19 protein-coding genes are annotated in these 17,179 nt (G+C 69.3%); 4 read left to right on the forward strand and 15 right to left on the reverse strand.

Annotated elements, in window-relative coordinates:
• Together LI92_RS14940 and LI92_RS14945 are read left to right on the forward strand one after the other, a co-directional pair.
• Window positions 1–1,368: hydrogenase large subunit (locus tag LI92_RS14940; RefSeq protein WP_046320148.1), on the forward strand; the 1,368-nt coding region annotated here is incomplete at its 5' end.
• 39 nt (window positions 1,369–1,407) lie between these two features.
• The gene (locus LI92_RS14945; protein ID WP_046320150.1) at window positions 1,408–1,839 is read left to right on the forward strand and encodes a MarR family winged helix-turn-helix transcriptional regulator; all 432 of its coding nucleotides are present in this window, start codon (window positions 1,408–1,410) and stop codon (window positions 1,837–1,839) included.
• Window positions 1,840–1,876: 37 nt separating this feature from the next.
• On the opposite strand, the gene LI92_RS14950 is transcribed toward LI92_RS14945, so the two are convergent.
• The 3 genes from LI92_RS14950 to rpsB form a co-directional block, all read right to left on the reverse strand.
• Window positions 1,877–3,289 (reverse strand): amidase, encoded by a 1,413-nt coding sequence (locus LI92_RS14950; protein ID WP_046320151.1) that lies wholly within the window; start codon window positions 3,287–3,289, stop codon window positions 1,877–1,879.
• A gap of 144 nt (window positions 3,290–3,433) precedes the next feature.
• Window positions 3,434–4,249, reverse strand: coding sequence for a translation elongation factor Ts (gene tsf / locus LI92_RS14955; RefSeq protein WP_046320152.1), 816 nt, complete (start codon window positions 4,247–4,249; stop codon window positions 3,434–3,436).
• 15 nt (window positions 4,250–4,264) lie between these two features.
• Window positions 4,265–5,092 (reverse strand): 30S ribosomal protein S2, encoded by an 828-nt coding sequence (gene rpsB, locus LI92_RS14960; RefSeq protein ID WP_046320154.1) that lies wholly within the window; start codon window positions 5,090–5,092, stop codon window positions 4,265–4,267.
• Window positions 5,093–5,329: 237 nt separating this feature from the next.
• On the opposite strand from rpsB, the gene LI92_RS14965 reads away from it, so the two are divergent.
• A complete protein-coding gene (locus LI92_RS14965) occupies window positions 5,330–5,824 on the forward strand; it encodes a M23 family metallopeptidase (RefSeq protein WP_046320155.1) in 495 nt (164 codons plus the stop codon).
• Here the strand turns inward: LI92_RS14965 and LI92_RS14970 are convergent.
• The 12 genes from LI92_RS14970 to rplS all read right to left on the reverse strand — a co-directional run bounded on the left by LI92_RS14970 (window position 5,821) and on the right by rplS (window position 15,805).
• Window positions 5,821–6,687, reverse strand: coding sequence for an alpha/beta fold hydrolase (locus LI92_RS14970; RefSeq protein WP_046320156.1), 867 nt, complete (start codon window positions 6,685–6,687; stop codon window positions 5,821–5,823). The two genes, LI92_RS14965 and LI92_RS14970, sit on opposite strands and share 4 nt — an antisense overlap.
• On the reverse strand, window positions 6,684–7,583 hold the full coding sequence (locus LI92_RS14975; RefSeq protein ID WP_046320158.1) for a tyrosine recombinase XerC: 900 nt from the start codon (window positions 7,581–7,583) through the stop codon (window positions 6,684–6,686). The genes LI92_RS14970 and LI92_RS14975 overlap by 4 nt, the downstream gene beginning before the upstream one ends.
• A gap of 33 nt (window positions 7,584–7,616) precedes the next feature.
• Window positions 7,617–8,777, reverse strand: coding sequence for an alpha-hydroxy-acid oxidizing protein (locus LI92_RS14980; protein WP_046320160.1), 1,161 nt, complete (start codon window positions 8,775–8,777; stop codon window positions 7,617–7,619).
• Window positions 8,778–8,781: 4 nt separating this feature from the next.
• Complete coding sequence (locus LI92_RS14985) at window positions 8,782–9,651, reverse strand: siderophore-interacting protein (RefSeq protein WP_046320175.1); 870 nt, start codon at window positions 9,649–9,651, stop codon at window positions 8,782–8,784.
• A gap of 41 nt (window positions 9,652–9,692) precedes the next feature.
• Entirely contained in the window at window positions 9,693–10,829 is a 1,137-nt protein-coding gene (gene dprA / locus LI92_RS14990; protein WP_046320162.1) for a DNA-processing protein DprA, read from the reverse strand.
• The gene (locus LI92_RS14995; RefSeq protein WP_046320164.1) at window positions 10,826–12,337 is read right to left on the reverse strand and encodes a YifB family Mg chelatase-like AAA ATPase; all 1,512 of its coding nucleotides are present in this window, start codon (window positions 12,335–12,337) and stop codon (window positions 10,826–10,828) included. The genes dprA and LI92_RS14995 overlap by 4 nt, the downstream gene beginning before the upstream one ends.
• On the reverse strand, window positions 12,338–12,706 hold the full coding sequence (locus LI92_RS15000) for a YraN family protein (RefSeq protein WP_046320166.1): 369 nt from the start codon (window positions 12,704–12,706) through the stop codon (window positions 12,338–12,340). It lies immediately after the preceding gene.
• Between the two features lie 151 nt (window positions 12,707–12,857).
• Window positions 12,858–13,520, reverse strand: coding sequence for a GNAT family N-acetyltransferase (locus LI92_RS15005; RefSeq protein ID WP_046320168.1), 663 nt, complete (start codon window positions 13,518–13,520; stop codon window positions 12,858–12,860).
• A gap of 42 nt (window positions 13,521–13,562) precedes the next feature.
• On the reverse strand, window positions 13,563–13,868 hold the full coding sequence (locus tag LI92_RS15010) for a DUF2469 domain-containing protein (protein ID WP_012393608.1): 306 nt from the start codon (window positions 13,866–13,868) through the stop codon (window positions 13,563–13,565).
• Complete coding sequence (locus LI92_RS15015; RefSeq protein WP_046320169.1) at window positions 13,865–14,578, reverse strand: ribonuclease HII; 714 nt, start codon at window positions 14,576–14,578, stop codon at window positions 13,865–13,867. Before LI92_RS15015 ends, LI92_RS15010 begins: the two co-directional genes overlap by 4 nt.
• Window positions 14,579–14,580: 2 nt before the next feature.
• Window positions 14,581–15,396: a signal peptidase I gene (gene lepB / locus LI92_RS15020; RefSeq protein WP_046320172.1), complete on the reverse strand. Its 816-nt coding sequence runs from the start codon at window positions 15,394–15,396 to the stop codon at window positions 14,581–14,583.
• 67 nt (window positions 15,397–15,463) lie between these two features.
• Window positions 15,464–15,805 carry a 50S ribosomal protein L19 gene (gene rplS / locus LI92_RS15025; protein ID WP_046320174.1) on the reverse strand — a complete coding sequence of 114 codons (342 nt, stop codon included), beginning with the start codon at window positions 15,803–15,805 and terminating at the stop codon, window positions 15,464–15,466.
• A gap of 387 nt (window positions 15,806–16,192) precedes the next feature.
• Here rplS and LI92_RS15030 point away from each other — a divergent pair, with 387 nt between their 5' ends.
• On the forward strand, window positions 16,193–17,089 hold the full coding sequence (locus LI92_RS15030) for a hypothetical protein (protein WP_046320177.1): 897 nt from the start codon (window positions 16,193–16,195) through the stop codon (window positions 17,087–17,089).
• Window positions 17,090–17,179: the final 90 nt, after the last annotated feature.

Here is a 17,179-nt window from a genome sequence, read left to right on the forward strand (position 1 = left end):
GGCGACACCCTGCGGGTGGTGTATCTGTTCCTCGCCGGCCGACCAGACCGCCGTACCGAGCTGACCCTGACCGTGCCCGCCACGGACCCGGTGATCCCTTCGCTGGCGCGGCTGTCGTTCCAGGCCGGCCGCTTCGAACGCGAGATACTCGACCTGTACGGGATCACCCCGCTGGGCCATCCCCAACCGCGCCGGCTGGTCCGGCACGCGCATTGGCCTGCAGATTGGCACCCGATGCGCAACGACGCCGGGAACCCGGGCGATTTTGTTGCCGCGGATCACTTTCCCTTCCTGACGGTCGAGGGTGCCGGGGTCTACGAGATTCCGGTCGGGCCGGTGCACGCCGGCCTGATCGAGCCGGGCCACTTCCGGTTCTCGGTTGTCGGCGAGTCGGTGCTGCGACTCAAAGCGCGCCTGTGGTTCGTGCACCGCGGCATCGAGCGGCTGTTCCAGGGCCGTACCGCCGGCGCTGCAGTCGATCTTGCCGAACGGATCAGTGGCGATACCTCCGCCGGCCACGCCCTCGCACACAGCCTGGCCGTCGAGGATGCCCTCGGCGTAGAACTGCCCGATTCCGTGCACCGGCTGCGCGCTGTGCTCATCGAACTCGAGCGTCTCTACAACCACGCGGCCGATCTGGGTGCCCTGGCCAACGATGTGGGTTTCGGCCTGGCCAACTCCCACGCCCTGCGGGTCCGCGAACTGGTGCTGCGCATCAACGACCAAGTGAGCGGCCACCGGCTCCTGCGCGGCGCGATCAGTCCCGGAGGCGTTGCGCTACAGGCGCTGCCCGATCCTGATCGGCTGCAGGCACTGGCCGACGACATCGCTGAGATCGCCGAGCTGACGCTGGGCAACTCGACCATCTACGACCGGTTCGCCGGGACCTCGGTGTTGCACCGGGAAGACGCCGTGGCGATGGGCACCCTCGGGTACGTGGCGCGGGCCAGCGGGCTTGTCACCGACGCCCGCCTGGACCACCCCAGCACCGAGCTTCCGATCACCGAGGTGACGGCGAGCGGGGGTGACGTACTGGCCCGCTACACCGTCCGCCGCGATGAATTCGCGGCATCGGTGGCCCTGTGCCGCACCCTGATCGAGGACCACACCGGCCCGATCGTGGTGCGGGAACCCCTTCCAGCGGTGACGGGACGCAGCAGCGGGATCGGCATCGTCGAGGGCTGGCGCGGCAGCATTGTGCACCGGGTGGAGATCGGGGCCGACGGGCTACTCCGCCGCGCGAAAATCGTGGATCCGTCGTGGTTCAACTGGCCCGCACTGCCGGTGTCGATGGCGGACACGATCGTCCCGGACTTCCCGCTGACGAACAAGAGCTTCAACTTGTCGTATGCCGGAAACGATTTGTAGCCGCTGGGCGCAGAGCCCCTGTATGTCAGGATAGTTGACATGATCGACGTGGACAGCGCCCCGCTGGGATACCTGCTGTATCGGGCCAGCTCAGCGCTGCGACCGCAGGTGAGCGCGGTGCTGGGCCCGCTGGGGCTCACGCTGCCGGAGTTCGCCTGCATGCGCGTGTTGTCACTGCGGCCCGGGCTGTCCAGCGCCGAACTGGCCCGCCGCGCCGGAGTCACCCCCCAGGCGATGAACACCGTGCTGCATCGGTTGGAGAACCGGGGAGCGGTGAGCCGCCCGGACTCGGTGCCGTCCGGCCGGGCGCTGCCGGCCACGCTGACCGAAGCCGGCCGGGACTTGCTGACCAAGGCCGAACAAGCCGTGCGCGTCGCCGACGGCCGGGTTCTGGCCGCGCTGAGCACAGCCGAGCAGCATCGGCTGCGGGAGATGCTGGAGCGGATCGGCGCGGAGTGCACGCCGGGTTGAGGCCGGCGATCCGCTTCGCCCTGCCCGCGGGCGCCGCTTAGCCGCGTTCGGCGATCGTGTGCCAGGGTTGGGCAGCCTCGAGCTCGTAGGCCAGTTCCAACAGGCGGGCCTCCTGCCCGACCGGGGCGCTGAACATCATGCCCACCGGCAACCCGGCGGCCGATTGCGCCAGCGGCAAGGAGATCGCCGGCTCACCGGTCACATTCTGCAGCGGAGTGAACGTCACCCAGTCCATCAGCCGGTCGATGATCTGCTCGTAGTCCGCGGTGGGGTCCAGGTGGCCCACCCGCGGTGTTTCGTGGGCGAGTGTCGGGGTGAGCGCAACGTCGTAGTCGCCGTACAACCGCGAGGTGTGCCGCCGGCGCACCGAGGCCAACCGGGCGACCGCCAGCGGCAGCCGGTACAGCTGGCGGGTGGCGTGGCGATCCAGTCCCAGCGTCAGATTGTCCAGCCGGGTGCGGTCGAAGCTGGGACCGAACATCCGTCGGCCACCCTTGACCAGGGCCGTGGACAGGAATGCCCAGTAGAGCAGGAAGTCATCGGCGAAGGTCGCCGGGACCGGCGGCCGGTCCAGGTAATCGACATGGTGGCCGAGTTCCTCGAGCAGCGCGGCGGTCTTCAAGGTGAGCTCGCGCATCTCCGGCGAGGTCTCCCGGGCGATCGACTGGGTGGTCACCGCGACCCTCAGACGCTGGGTGCTCGGCCCCCGGACGTCGCCGATCGGCGCCAGCCGGGTGTTGCGCGAGATCCGTTCGGCTTCTGCGTAAAAGGCTGCCGTGTCCCGAACCGAACGCGTCACCACCCCGTTGAAGACGATCCGCAGCGGCATAGCGCGCAGGTCCTTGTCCAGCGGCAACCGGCCCCGCGACGGCTTGAGCCCGACCAGGCCGTTGCAGGCCGCTGGAATGCGGATGGACCCGCCGCCGTCGTTGGCATGGGCGATCGGCACCACGCCGGCGGCGACGAATGCCGCCGACCCAGAGGACGATGCCCCGGCCGTGTAGTCGGTGTTCCACGGGTTGCGTACCGCGCCGAGCCGGGGATGCTCGGCCGAGGCGCTGAATCCGAACTCGCTCAGCTGCGTCTTGCCCAGGGCGATCAGCCCGGTGTTGCGGTACAGCGCGGCGAAGTCGCCGTCGGCTGCGGCGGGGTGCGGCTGCCATGCGTCGGTGCCCTGCATGGTCGGCATCCCAGCGACGTCGACGTTGTCCTTGACGAACGTCGGCACACCCTGGAAGCGCCCGGAACCACCCCGCTGGGCGGCATCGCGGGCCTGGCCGAACGCCCGGTAGGCCAATGCGTTGAGTTCGGGATTGACCGCTTCGGCGCGCGCGATAGCGGCCTCGGCGAGTTCGACGGGCGACACCTCGCCCGATTGGAGTCGTTCGACCAGTCCGAGCGCGTCGGAGTTGCCGAGCGCGTCGTCGCCGAAGGCGTGCACAAGTTGCATGCCGGTGACACTAGCCGACGGGCCGGGCGCCGCTGTGCCGACTCGGCACTGCCCGGCTCCGGCGACCGGATGTACTTATGCCCCAACGAAAATCGCCGCCCTGCCCGGAAACGGGCGTGGCGGCGATTTTCCTATGGCCGAGGATCAGGCCTGGCCGACCTCGAACCGCACGAAGCGGGTCACGGTCACGCCTGCCTCTTCCAGCAGCGCCTTGACGCTCTTCTTGGAGTCCGACACCGAGGACTGCTCCAGCAGCACGACGTCCTTGAAGAAACCGGTGACCCGGCCCTCGACGATCTTGGGCAGGGCGGCCTCGGGCTTGCCCTCCTCCTTGGCCGTCTCCTCGGCGATCCGGCGCTCGTTGGCGACCAGGTCGGCGGGAACGTCGTCACGCGTGAGGTACTTGGCCTTGAGCGCGGCGATCTGCAGCGCCACGGCGTGTGCCGCCTCGGTGTTGGAGCCCTCGTACTCGACCAGGACACCCACGGCCGGCGGCAGGTCGGAGGCCCGCTTGTGCAGGTAGGTCTCCACCTTGCCGTCGAAGTAGGCGACCCGGCGCAGCTCAAGCTTCTCGCCGATCTTGGCCGACAGCGCCTCGATCGCCTCGCCGACGGTGCGATCGCCGGCCTTGGCGGCCTTGAGCACCTCGACGTCGTCGGTCTTGGCCGCGGCGGCCGCGGTCACGACCTCCTCGGCCAGCGCCTGGAACTCGGCGTTCTTGGCGACGAAGTCGGTCTCGGAGTTCAACTCGATCAGGGCGCCGTCCTTGGCGGCGACCAGGCCTTCGGCAGTGGCGCGCTCAGCGCGCTTGCCGACGTCCTTGGCGCCCTTGATGCGCAGCACCTCGACGGCCTTGTCGAAGTCGCCGTCGCTCTCGGCCAGCGCATTCTTGCAGTCCATCATGCCTGAGCCGGTGAGTTCCCGAAGCCGCTTGACGTCGGCAGCGGTGTAGTTCGCCACTGTGGTGTGCCTTTCCTACGATGCGTCGGTGGTGGTGTCGGCGCCGGCGGCGGCGTCGGGCGCAGAGGTGGTGGCGCCCGCCAGCAACTCCTGCTCCCACTCGGCCAGCGGCTCAACCGCGTCGGCCTCCGCCTTGCCCGCACCGTTGCCCTGACCTGCCCGGGCCTGCAGCCCCTCGGCCACCGCGGAAGCGATGACCTTGGTCAGCAGAGCCGCCGAGCGGATCGCGTCGTCATTGCCCGGGATCGGGTAGTCGACGAGGTCGGGGTCGCAGTTGGTGTCCAGAATCGCGATGACCGGGATGCCCAGCTTGCGGGCCTCGCCGACGGCGATGTGCTCCTTGTTGGTGTCGACGACCCAGATGGCCGAGGGCACCTTGGCCATGTCGCGGATACCGCCGAGGCTGCGCTCCAGCTTGTTCTTCTCGCGGGTCAGCATCAAGATTTCCTTCTTGGTGCGTCCCTCGAAACCGCCGGTCTGCTCCATGGCCTCGAGCTCCTTGAGGCGCTGCAGACGCTTGTGCACGGTGGAGAAGTTGGTGAGCATGCCGCCCAGCCAGCGCTGGTTGACGTAGGGCATCCCGACCCGGGTGGCCTCGGCCGCGACCGACTCCTGCGCCTGCTTCTTGGTACCCACGAACATGATGGAACCGCCGTGGGCGACGGTCTCCTTGACGAACTCGTACGCCTTGTCGATGTAGGTCAGCGTCTGCTGCAAGTCGATGATGTAGATGCCGTTGCGGTCGGTGAAGATGAACCGCTTCATCTTGGGGTTCCAACGACGGGTCTGATGCCCGAAGTGGGCGCCGCTGTCGAGCAGCTGCTTCATGGTTACGACAGCCATGGCTGTATCCAGCTTTCTTAGTGTCGGTTGTCGCCCGGCGTCGGGTGAGGCCGGGCCCTGGTGCCTGCTGAGATACCGGACCCCTGTCGGGGACCATCCGGCATCCGGTTGTGGTGCAGACACGCGAAGTCAGTCCGCTTGACGCGAACCGCGTAGCCGAGTTTACACCGTCCCAACAGGTGCTTTGTCCACAGCGGTGACTGGCCGGTTTCGGGGCCGCCGGAGTGCACTGGGGGCATGCGATTTGCGGCGTTGTTGCTGGCCGCCAGCCTACTGCTCGCCCCGCCGGCGTTGGGCGGCCCGATCCGGCTGGATTGGCCGCTGCGACCGCGCCCGGCGGTGACGCGGCCGTTCGACGCACCTCGCCCGGACTGGCGGCGCGGTCACCGGGGCGTGGACCTGGCCGCCGAGCCGGGCCAGCCGGTGTATGCCCCGGTGGCCGCGACCGTGGTGTTCGCCGGGTGGTCCGGTGGGCAGCCGGTGGTGTCGCTGGGCCATCCCGGCGGGCTGCGCACCAGCTACCAGCCGGTTTCGGCGAAGGTACGGGCCGGGCAGCTGCTCGCCGCGGGATCGGTGCTCGGCACGGTGGAGCCCGGCCATCCGGGCTGCGCCGCGCCGGCCTGCCTGCATTGGGGCGCGATGTGGGGTCCGGCGTCCCGCGCCGACTACGTCGACCCGCTGGGGTTGCTGGCCTCGACGCCGATTCGACTCAAGCCGCTGTCGAGCGGCTAAGACGCCAGCACCCGGCGCAGAAAATCGGTCATCACGGCTATGACGGCCTCGGGCTGGTCGCGTTGGACCCAATGGCCGGCACCGGCGATGACTTTCAACTCGGCGTGCGGGATCAGCGCAGCGGCCGCGCGCGCTCGCGCCACCGGCACACCGACATCGCGGTCGCCGTGCACGATCAGCACCGGTCGCGCGATGTCCGCCAGTCGGTTGGTGTAGTCGGTTCTCAACCGGTTCCACAACATCTCATTGCGCTGCCATTGCTCGAAAGCGGTGAACCCGGGCCGGCGGGCTGCGGCGACGATCTCCGCGACCAGCTCCGGGGTGCGTTGCGCCGGGTCGCGGATCAGGGATTTGAGGCTCCAGGCCAGGGCCGCACTGTTGGTCGCCATCGCGCGGGTGGCCAGGTCGAGTACGCCGGTGCGCTGCATCGCCCAGGCCAGCAGGTGTCGCCCGCCGTGCAGCCGCGGCATCAGCCCATAACTGTCCAGCAGCACCGCCCCGGCGACGCGTTGCGGCCGTGCCAGCACATGGCCGATCGTCAGTCCCCCGCCCAGCGACAGGCCGCCGATGCCGTAGCGGTCCAGGCCGAGCGCGTCGACGAACTCCCCGACGTAGGCCACCAGCCGTTGCTGCGTCACCCGCCAGTCGGGCAGCGGACTGGCACCGCAACCCGGATGATCGGGCGCGACGACCCGAAAGCCGACGGCGGCCAGCCGCGGTCCGACAGCACCCCAGGACAGCGACGCGTTGTCGGTGCCGCCGCCGTGCAGCAGCACCACGGTGCCGGCCGGCGGGTCATCGGGGCGGAAGTCGAGGTAGGAGACCCGCGCTGAGGGAAGGTCGACGAATTCCCGCACGGTCACGCTCGCGGATGGGCCTGATCGTGCACGGCACGCAGCCGGGCAACCGTGACATGGGTGTAGAGCTGGGTGGTGGCCAGGCTGGAGTGCCCGAGCAGTTCCTGCACGATCCGCAGGTCCGCCCCGCCCTCCAGCAGGTGCGTGGCCGCGGTATGGCGCAGGCCGTGGGGACCCATGTCGGGGGTGCCACCCACCGCGGCGACGGTCTGGTGCACCACGGTGCGGGCCTGGCGGGGATCAAGGCGCCCGCCGCGGGCGCCGAGCAGCAGCGCCGGGCCGGATTCGGCGGTCGCCAGCGGCGGTCGCCCCCGCGCGAGCCACGCCTGCAGGGCCTCGGCGGCGGGCTCCCCGAACGGCACGGTCCGTTGCTTGTTGCCTTTGCCCACCACCCGCAGCACCCGCCGGGAGCTGTCCACGTCATCGATGTCGAGTCCGCACAGTTCGCTGACCCGTACCGCCGTGGCGTAGAGCAGCTCGGTGATCAGCCTGTCCCGCAGCGCTAGCGGATCTTCTTGTTGTGCACCGGATTTCGCGGCATCCATCACTTCTTGAGCCTGGTCGCGGCGCAACACCGCCGGCAGCGTGCGGTGGGATTTCGGCAGCTGCAGACGCGCCCCGGGATCCGATGTCAGCAGTCCGCGGCGCGCCGCCCAGGCGGTGAAGGTCTTGACCGTCGACGTGCGCCGTGCCAGCGTGCTGCGGGCCGCGCCGGCGCCGGCCTGCGTGGCCAGCCAGCTGCGCAGCAGCGGAAGGCTCAGCTCATCGAGGCGACTGTGTCCGCGTTCGGCGAGAAACCCGAACAGCGATCGCAGGTCGCCGAGGTAGGCGCGCCGGGTGTGGTCCGACCGGCCCCGCTCCAAAGCCAGGTACTGGTCGAACTCCTCGAGAATCGCGTCCACCGGGCCACGCTCTCAGACCGGTTGCCCGCAGCCTCAGGTGACGCGCCGCAACGTTTCCGGGGTGAGATCAACCCGTGACGGATACCCGTCGACGGCCATGATCAGGTCGGCCTCGGCCAGCAGCGAGCGCAGTACGTGCACGATTCCGGCGGTCCCGCCCAGCGCCAGTCCATAGGCATAGGGCCGGCCGATTCCGACCGCGGTCGCCCCCAGCGCCAGGGCCTTGATGATGTCGGCGCCGGTTCGGACGCCCGAATCGAAGAGCACCGGCATCCCGTCGGCGGCCGCCACCACATCGGGCAGGCAATCCAGGGCGGGCAGTCCTCCGTTGGCCTGACGACCGCCGTGCGTGGAGCAGTACACGCCGTCCACACCGCCGTCGCGGGCGCGCCGCACGTCGTCGGGGTGACAGATGCCCTTGACGATCAGCGGCAGGTCGGTCAAGGACCGCAGCCACGGCAGGTCGGCCCAGGTCAGCGGATTGCCGAAGGTCTGCACCCAGGACAGGATCGCGGCCTGCGGGTTCTCCTCCGGCGGCTGGGCCAGGCTGGCGCGGAACACCGGGTCGGAGAAGTAGTTGGCCAGGCAGTGACCCCGCAGCTGCGGGAAGTTCGAGGTGGCCAGATCCCGCGGTCGCCAGCCCGGAACCCACGTATCGAGGGTGACGACGATCGCCCGGTAGCCCGCGCCCTGAGCGCGCTGCACCAGGCTGGCGGCCAGCTCCCGGTCCTTGGGGGTATACAGCTGGAAAAACCCCGGGGTATCCCCGAATTCGGCGGCGACGTCCTCAAGCGGGTCGGCGGTCAGGGTGGACACCATCATCGGCACGCCGGTAGCGGCCGCCGCGCGCGCACTGGCCAGGTCACCGTGTCCGTCCTGGGCACAGATGCCGATGACGCCGATCGGAGCCATGAAGACCGGCGCCGGCAGCCGCAGTCCGAACATCTCGACGGACAAGTCCCGCTCGGCGGCGCCGACGAACATCCGCGGTATGAGCCCCCACTTGTCGAACGCCTCGACGTTGGCCCGCTGAGTGCGTTCGTCACCAGCGCCCCCGGCCACATAGGACCACACCGAGGGGGGAAGTGCCGCAGCGGCTTTGGCCTCCAACTCGGTGTAGGTCATCGGAAGCGACGGCAACACCCCGGCCAGACCCTGCAGGTAGATCTCGAACTGGTAGTCCCCGAATGCCATGGCCTCAGGCCCTGCCCTGGACGCCGGCGGCCTCGGCAGCTTCTGCGGCGGCGAGTTCCTTCTTCCACTGCCGGAAGGTCTCCTCGGTGCGCCCACGCCGCCAGTAACCGGAGATCGACGCCCACTTGGCGTCGACCCCGCGCTCCTTGCGGATATAGGGCCGAAGGTTGTGCATGACCGCTTGGGCCTCGCCGTGGATGAACACCTGAACCCGGCCCGGCAGCCACGCGGCGGTGGTGACCGCCTCGATCAGCGGGTCGTTGTCCCCGGCCCGTTCCTGGCCCACCAGGTCGGCACGTGCGCCCCGGTGCAGCCAGATGAGCTCGATTCCTTCCGGCGCATCCAACGCGATCTCGTCTTCGGGGCCGGCCACTTCGATGAACGCCTTGCCGACCGCACCGGCCGGCAGAGCCTCCAGCGCGGCGGAGATCGCCGGCAGAGCACTCTCGTCACCGGCCAGCAGGTGCCAGTCGGCGCTGGGGTCGGGTGCGTAGGCGCCATTGGGACCCATCAGGTACACCGCATCTCCAGGCTGCGCACTGCGGGCCCACGGGCCGACCACACCGTGGTCACCGTGCACCGAGACATCGATGGCGATTTCCCGGCTCAGCGAATCGGCCCGCCGCACCGTCAGGGTGCGGATCACGGGGCGGTGCTCCTCGGGCAGTCCGTCGAAGCTGTCCAGCGTCAACGGGCGCGGGAGCGCGTCCACGTCGACCTCATGGCGCACAAAGAGCACCTTGACGTACGAATCTGTGAAATCGCTGGGCGTAAATGTGTCAAACCCACTGCCGCCCAAGACCACTCGAATCATGTGTGCCGAAGCATGTTCGGTTCGGACAACTTCGAAAGTGTGAACCGGTCGCCCCGCCACGCTGCCTCCGTTCATCGGCCTGCCCCAGCCGACTATACGAGCTACCGGCGGCCGCGGACGATCCCCCAGCTGCCGTCGCGCCGTTGCACCAGGCCGGCGAGCTCCAGCATCGCCAGCGGCGCGAGCACCTGCGCCGGGGCCAGCCCGGCTGTCCTGGCAATCTGATCGACGGTGACCACACCGCGGCCGGGCAACGCCTCATAGACCTGACGCTGGTCGGCACTGAGCCCGTCCACCGGCGTGACCGGCCGGGGCGGATCCTCGGCCAGCTCGCCGACGCGGCCCGCCAGCTCGATCACGTCACCGGCCCGGGTCACCACCTCGGCACCGCCGCGCAGCAGTACGTGACAGCCTGCTGAGGCCCCGCTAGTGACCGGCCCGGGAACCGCGGCAACCGGCCGGCCCAGCCGCCGTGCCCACGCGGCGGTATTGGCCGCGCCGCTGCGTATCCCGGCCTCCACCACCACCGTCGGTCCGGCCAGAGCCGCCACCAGGCGGTTACGGGTCAGAAACCGGTAGCGGGCAGGGCGGACCCCGGGGGGGTATTCGGTGATCAGCAGGCCGGCCGCACCGATCCGCTGCAGCAGCGCGGAATGACCTGCCGGATAGGCGATGTCGACTCCGGCGGCCAGTACCGCCACCGTCGTTCCATCCGCGGCCAGCGCGGCGCGGTGAGCTGCCCCGTCGATTCCGTACGCGCCGCCGGACACCACCGCGATGCCGCGTTCGGCCACTCCGGCGGCCAGTTCCGCGGCCACCGCTTCCCCATAGGACGTTGCCGCTCGGGTTCCGACGATCGCGGCGGCCCGCTCCGCGACGTCGTCGAGGCGCTCCCGGCCGATTGCCCACAGCACCAGCGGCGGCCGGCAGTCCGGGGTGGCCGCGGCGCCGACGCCGCCGAATGCGGTAAACGCGAGCGTCGGCCACTCATCGTCGTCCGGGGTGATCAGGCGGCCACCGCGCCGGGCCAGCATCTCCAGATCCTCGGAGGCGACATCGAGATCACGCCGGACCTCGGTGTGCCGGGCCAGTTCCGGTTCGACCGAGCCACGGCGGATCCGCTCTGCCGCCTCGACCGGGCCGACCCGGCCGACCAATGCCGCCAGGTCCGCGCGCGGCGGCTCAGCGACCCGGGACAGGTATGCCCAGGCCCGCAAGACGGTGTCCCCCGCGCTCATCGGCCCCGGCCCGCCTGACGAAAGCTCAGGGCGGCGCAGACCTCGTTGAGCCCGGGTGCGGTCCGCCCCGCCAGATCGCTGAGGGTCCAGGCCACGCGAAGCGTCCGGTTTGCCCCCCGAATCGACAGCAGCCCGCGGTCCAGCGCCGTGCGCAACGGCTCCATCGCCTGGCTGCTGAGCCGAAACCTGCGTCGCAGCAACGCCCCACTGACCTCAGCGTTGGTGCGAAAGCCGTGCGGTCCCCAGCGCTGGGCGGCCGCGGCACGCGCATGAGCCACCCGCGCCCGCACCGCCGCCGTCGACTCCCCGTCGTCGGCCGAGAACGCACCCGCCCGGACCGGATGCATCTCCACCCGCAGATCGACCCGATCCAGCAGCGGACCCGACAACCGGCCGAGGTAGCGCCGCTTCTCCATCGCCTTGCAGGTGCAGTCCCGGGGATCGGCCGGGGCGCACGGGCACGGATTGGCCGCCATGACCAATTGGAAGCGAGCCGGATAGCAGGCCACGCCGTCGCGCCGGGCAAGCCTGATCTCGCCGTCTTCCAACGGTGTTCGCAGCGCCTCCAGGGCGCTGACCCGGATCTCGGCACACTCGTCGAGAAACAGCACCCCTCGATGCGCGCGGCTCACCGCGCCAGGCCGAGCCATGCCGGAGCCCCCTCCCACCAGGGCCGCGACGCTGGAGCTGTGGTGCGGCGCGATGAAGGGCGGTCGGGTGATCAGCGGTGCACTGTCCGACAGCATGCCCGCTACTGAGTGGATGGCGGTGACCTCCAGCGACTCGCTTTCGGTCAAAGGCGGCAATAGGCCGGGAAGACGTTGGGCCAGCATGGTTTTCCCGACTCCGGGCGGCCCGGTCAGCAGCAGATGATGCGAGCCGGCGGCAGCTACCTCGACGGCAAACCGGGCCTGGGCCTGACCGACCACCTCGGCGAGGTCGGCGGCCGGCTCGGCCACCGGAGTCCCGGTGGCGATGCGGCCCCGCAGCCGTGCCGCCCCCCGCAGCCAGCCGTAGAGTTGGCGCAGCGTCGCCACGCCGTAGACATCGATGCCGTCCACCAGGCTGGCTTCGGCGAGGTTGTCCACCGGGACCACCGCAGCAGCCCAACCTTCGTTTTTGGCGGCCAGCACCGCAGGCAGCACCCCGTGGACCGGCCGGACTCGCCCGTCGAGCGCGAGTTCCCCGAGAAGTACCGTCTTCTCCAGCAGTGACCACGACGCTTTGCGTTCCGCGGCGAGCACCGCCGCGGCCAGCGCGACGTCGTAGACGGAGCCCATCTTGGGCAGCGTCGCCGGCGAGAGCGCCAGGGTGAGCCGGGCCGCGGGCCAACGCTGGCCGCTGTTGGTGATCGCCGCCCGCACGCGATCGCGTGACTCCTGCAGCGCGGCGTCGGGCAGGCCCACCAGGTGCACGCCGGGCAGCCCCGAGGTGATGTCCGCTTCGATCTCCACGATCAGCCCGTGCAGGCCGCGCACCGCGACCGAGAACGCCCGTCCCAGCGCCATTCAGCCCACCCCCTGCAGATGGGTGATCTGCGCTCCGTTGCCCGGCCCGATCCGCACCCTGATCACGTCGAGGCGGACCGCTTCCCACCGGTATGGCTGGCCCACCAGCCAGAGGCCGGCCAGCCGGCGCAGCCTGCGCACCTTCTCCGGCGGCACGGCGTAGGCCAGCCCGCCGAAGCCGTCGCCGCTGCGGGTTTTCACCTCGATGAAGACCACAGCGCGCGCTGCAGGCTGGTGTGCGACGACATCGAGTTCGCCATATCTGCAGCGCCAGTTGCGGGCCAGAATCGACCACCCCTGGCCGATCAGGTAGTCGACGGCCGCTTGTTCTCCGAGCGCCCCCAGTGCGGCGCGAGTCCTGGTTGTCATGCCGGTCAGGGTGGGTCAACACCCCGACAGCGCCGAGCCCGCCGGATGCCAAATCCGCTGTCTCAGCGGCGGTTATCCCCAGTGCCGGCTTCATCCACAGCGACGAGCAGGGCCCTCGCCGGTAGGGCGACCGGGCACCGCGTCGGCCGGCTTATCCGGCGTGGGCCCCCGGCGCGCGGACGATCAGCGGCACGCCGGGAAAGTAGGCGGCCATCTCGCTGCGGGCACGGCGCAACGCCGCGGTGCCGTAACCCTTCTTGCGATGCTCTGGGTGGATCCAGATCCGCACATTGACCTCGTTGTGGTGCAGGTCGCCGAAGACCATGCCCACCTTCTGCCCGCCGGCGACGGCGACGAGCCACGCGGCGTCCTCGTCGTCGACCCGCGACAAGCCCGAGTTGATCTCATCGTCCAGACCGCCGGCCGGGCCGCCGGACCCGTCGCCGCTGGCGCCGACGTCGGCGGTGCGCAAGGCGAAGATGTCGCGATCGTCGCCACCGAACGGCCGCAACTGCAGCGTGTCCGAAGAACTCGCCGGCCGATCCCCGAGGGTGAACGTCAGCTCGTTGTTGAGGTCTTCGAGTTCGTCGGCGATCCGGCTCCGCGAGTCCTTGGTCAGCTGGTCCAAGCACATGCCGATGACCGCTTGGCAGCCCAGCGGCGAGACGCCGAGCAGCTCCGCGATGGCCTGCACGGCCGAACTGCGGTCGTCGGATTCGACGATCACATCGAGCACCTCGTGGCGGCGCTCCATGGCCTTGAGCAGGGCGTCTGTGATTTCACGGCGGGAGACGGCACGGTCGACAGCGGTCATGCGAGCCAGCGTAGACCGAACTCGGCGGGACCGCTGCGGTGTTTACTCCGGAAGCCGTAGCTCGGGCTTTTCGACCTCTTCGATGTTGACGTCTTTGAAGGTGACCACCCGCACCTGCTTGACGAATCGGGCGGGCCGGTACATGTCCCAGACCCAGGCATCGGCCAGCCGAAGCTCGAAATACACCTCGCCGTCGGCGTTGCGCGGCACCATCTCGACGCTGTTGGCCAGGTAGAAGCGCCGTTCGGTCTCCACGACGTAACTGAACTGCCCCACGATGTCCTTGTATTCGCGGTACAGCGAGAGTTCCATCTCGGTTTCGTACTTCTCGAGATCTTCGGCACTCATCTGCTCAGCCGTCCTTCTGCTCGGTTCGTCCCCATTGTCCCAGTCGCCGCTGCGCCGGCCATCGCCACGTTCCGCACGTTGACGTACGAGAACCGATGCTGGCTACACGGTCCCAACGCTGCCAGCGCCGCGGTGTGCGCCGCAGTGGAGTACCCCTTGTGCTCGGCGAATCCATACCCGGGATGGTCGGCATCCAGGGTGGCCATGTACCGGTCCCGGCTGACCTTGGCCAGCACGCTCGCCGCGGCGATGCACGCCGCGGCACCGTCGCCCCCGATCACCGGAAGCGAGGGCATCGGCAGCCCCGGCACCCGGAACCCGTCGGAGAGCACATAGCCCGGTCGCAGGGCCAGGCCCGCCACCGCGCGCCGCATGCCCTCGATATTGGCCACATGTACCCCGCGCGCGTCGACGTCGGCGGGCTCGATGAACACCACGTGATAGGCCAGCGCATATTTGCAGATCAGCGGAAACAGCTGTTCACGGGCCTTCTCGGTGAGCTTCTTGGAGTCATCGAGCGCTGCCAGGGCCGCGGGTTTACCCGGCCCGAGCACGCAGGCGGCCACCACCAGCGGACCGGCGCAGGCGCCCCGACCCACCTCATCGACGCCGGCGACCGGACCGAGCCCACTGCGGTACAGCGCCGACTCCAGTGTGCGCAGCCCCGGCGAGCGACGGATCACCGGGCGCGGTGGCCAGGCCGGAGCCATGGTTAGGGATCCTGCTGCGGGTTCGTCGCTCGGACCAGGCCCCAGCGCGACGGCGGCCAGGCGATGAACCTGGTCTTACCGATCACGTTGGCCACCGGCACGGTGCCGGCATCGACGTCGTCTCCGGTGCACAGGATCCGGCGCTGCATGTCGGGCTGGGCCTGCACGGAGTCACAGTGCGCACGCGAGTCCGACGAATGGGTGCGGTTGTCACCCATCACCCACAACCGCCCCTCGGGAACGGTCACCGGACCGAACTCGTTGCCCAGGCAGGGATAGACCATCGGGTCGACCATGAGGGTGGCCGGGTTCAGATAGGGCTCTTGGAGCGCCTTGCCGTCGACGGTCAGACCGGTGTCGTTGCGGCACTGGACGGTCTGACCGCCCACCGCAATGACCCGCTTGACCAAGTCGTTCTCGTCCGGCGGCACGAATCCGATGAAGGACAGCGCGTTCTGGACCCAGCGCACCGGTGTGTTGCTCGATCGGATCGATTTGTAGCCCACGTTCCACGACGGGGGCCCGCGGAACACGACGACGTCGCCGGGCTCCGGGGTGCTGAACCGGTAGGTGACCTTGTCCACCATGATGCGGTCACCGACGCAGCCGTGGCAGCCGTGCAGCGTCGGCTCCATCGACTCCGAGGGAATCAGGTACGGACGCGCTACGAAGGTCAGCGTCAGGTAGTACAGCACCAGCGCGATCGCGATCAGCACCACCGACTCGCGCAGTGCGCTGTGCTTGCCGTCCTCGGCTGCCTCGGCTGCTTCAGCTGCCTCGGGAGAACTCTCGGGTGACGGACCCGTGGTTTCGGTCACGAGATCAGCGTAATAACCGCGTCAGCGGTGCCCTTGACCGACCGGAGAAAGCCCCGCGCGGGCAAGATCAGCGCTTTTCCTTGATCTTGGCCTTCTTGCCGCGCAGCTCACGCAGGTAGTACAGCTTGGCGCGCCGGACGTCGCCGCGGACCAGGACGTCGATGTGGTCGACGTTGGGCGAGTGCACCGGGAAGGTCCGCTCCACACCGACGCCGTAGCTCTCCTTGCGGACGGTGAACGTCTCGCGAACGCCGCCGCCCTGCCGGCGGATGACCACACCCTTGAACACCTGGATGCGCTCCTTGGAGCCCTCGATCACCTTCACGTGCACGTTGACCGTGTCGCCGGGGGCGAAGGCCGGGATGTCGTCGCGCAGCGACGCCTTGTCGACGATGTCCAGCGTGTTCATTGCGGAAACACTTCCTCGCAGGTCGCGGCTGCGGACCGACCGCCGCGCTTCGTGCGCATACGGACGGCTACCGAGCCGATGGGTTCGGGCATGTTGTCGCACCGTGCGGAGACCGGGACGCCAGGACCCCGCTGCGTAACCAACTGTCGGGCGACAACTGCTCAATTGTGCCAGACGCGGCGCAACCAGTGAAATCGCGCAAATCACCGCTGGTCGTTGCGCGCCGAACCACCGTAACCGTGATAATTCTGAAGGCGACCGAACTGCGCGCGCCGAACGTCCACGCGGTAACCTATCCGCCGGGCCGATGGCAGCAGTGTGACAAGCCCGCAACCCGATGTCGGTGCAATTACGCGTCAAGGAGGCCTACCAGCCGTGCGGCCATCGATGCTCCTGCTGACCGTCGTCATGGTGATCTCCACGGTCGTGTTCGGCTGCGACGAGAAGGTCTATGGCGCCGACGCGGTACGGCCGACGCCGTACAGCGCGCCTGAGGTTGCCCCGGTGGCCACCATGATCGACGTGCCTCGGGCGCCGGCGGTTCCGCCGGCCGCGATGGTCGACGGACTCGCCGCGCGCATGCAGGAGGCCACCGACGACGCCGCCAAGGTCGGCGCCAACATCTCGGTGGCCGTGCTGGACCGGATCACCCACCAGCTGGTCACCAACGGCAACACCCGCCCGATCGCCACCGCCTCGGTCGCCAAGCTGTTCATCGCCGACGACCTGCTGCTGCAGCAGCCGGAAGGCGGCCTGTCGGCCGATGACCGGGCCGCGCTGGATTCCATGCTGCGCGCCTCCGACGACGGGGCCGCCGAGACGTTCTGGAACCAGAACGGACGCAACGCGATCATCAGCCGGGTGGCCGCCCGCTACGGTCTGGCCGGCACCTCGCCGCCGTCGAACGGCGCCTGGTGGAACACCATCAGCACCGCACCGGATCTGGCCCGTTATTACGACATGCTGCTCAACGGCTCCGGCGGCCTGCCCCCGGCCCAGGCCAGCCTCATCATGAGCAACCTCGCCCTGTCCACCCCGAGCGGGCTCGACGGCTACCCGCAGCGGTTCGGAATTCCCGAGGGTCTCTACGAAGAGCCGGTGGCGGTGAAGCAGGGCTGGATGTGCTGCATCGGCAACAACTGGATGCACCTGTCGACCGGCGTGGTCGGACCGGACCGGCGCTACATCGTGGTCATCGAGGCGCTGCAACCCAGCGACGATGCCACGGCGCGCAACACGATCACCGAAGCCGTCAAGACGATTTTCCCGGGCGGGCGGATCTAGTTGTACTGCCCAGACAGGTTGGTTGAGGAAGTGTGACGACTCGCTGTAGCGGTCGTTGAACGGGGAAGGTCTCCCGTCGTGGAGTGGAGC

Source organism: Mycobacterium sp. UM_Kg1, assembly GCF_000972925.1.
GTDB lineage: Bacteria > Actinomycetota > Actinomycetes > Mycobacteriales > Mycobacteriaceae > Mycobacterium > Mycobacterium hiberniae.

Bases quoted from the DNA above. Each gene is read 5' to 3' on its own strand.
- LI92_RS15015 (WP_046320169.1), bottom strand. From the start codon at position 14,578: ATGGCTCCGGCCTGGCCACCGCGCCCGGTGATCCGTCGCTCGCCGGGG.
- LI92_RS14995 (WP_046320164.1), bottom strand. From the start codon at position 12,337: ATGGCGCTGGGACGGGCGTTCTCGGTCGCGGTGCGCGGCCTGCACGGG.
- LI92_RS15010 (WP_012393608.1), bottom strand. From the start codon at position 13,868: ATGAGTGCCGAAGATCTCGAGAAGTACGAAACCGAGATGGAACTCTCG.
- LI92_RS14980 (WP_046320160.1), bottom strand. From the start codon at position 8,777: ATGGCATTCGGGGACTACCAGTTCGAGATCTACCTGCAGGGTCTGGCC.
- LI92_RS14945 (WP_046320150.1), top strand. From the start codon at position 1,408: ATGATCGACGTGGACAGCGCCCCGCTGGGATACCTGCTGTATCGGGCC.
- dprA (WP_046320162.1), bottom strand. From the start codon at position 10,829: ATGAGCGCGGGGGACACCGTCTTGCGGGCCTGGGCATACCTGTCCCGG.
- rplS (WP_046320174.1), bottom strand. From the start codon at position 15,805: ATGAACACGCTGGACATCGTCGACAAGGCGTCGCTGCGCGACGACATC.
- LI92_RS15005 (WP_046320168.1), bottom strand. From the start codon at position 13,520: ATGACCGCTGTCGACCGTGCCGTCTCCCGCCGTGAAATCACAGACGCC.
- rpsB (WP_046320154.1), bottom strand. From the start codon at position 5,092: ATGGCTGTCGTAACCATGAAGCAGCTGCTCGACAGCGGCGCCCACTTC.
- LI92_RS15030 (WP_046320177.1), top strand. From the start codon at position 16,193: ATGCTCCTGCTGACCGTCGTCATGGTGATCTCCACGGTCGTGTTCGGC.
- LI92_RS14950 (WP_046320151.1), bottom strand. From the start codon at position 3,289: ATGCAACTTGTGCACGCCTTCGGCGACGACGCGCTCGGCAACTCCGAC.
- LI92_RS14965 (WP_046320155.1), top strand. From the start codon at position 5,330: ATGCGATTTGCGGCGTTGTTGCTGGCCGCCAGCCTACTGCTCGCCCCG.
- LI92_RS15000 (WP_046320166.1), bottom strand. From the start codon at position 12,706: ATGACAACCAGGACTCGCGCCGCACTGGGGGCGCTCGGAGAACAAGCG.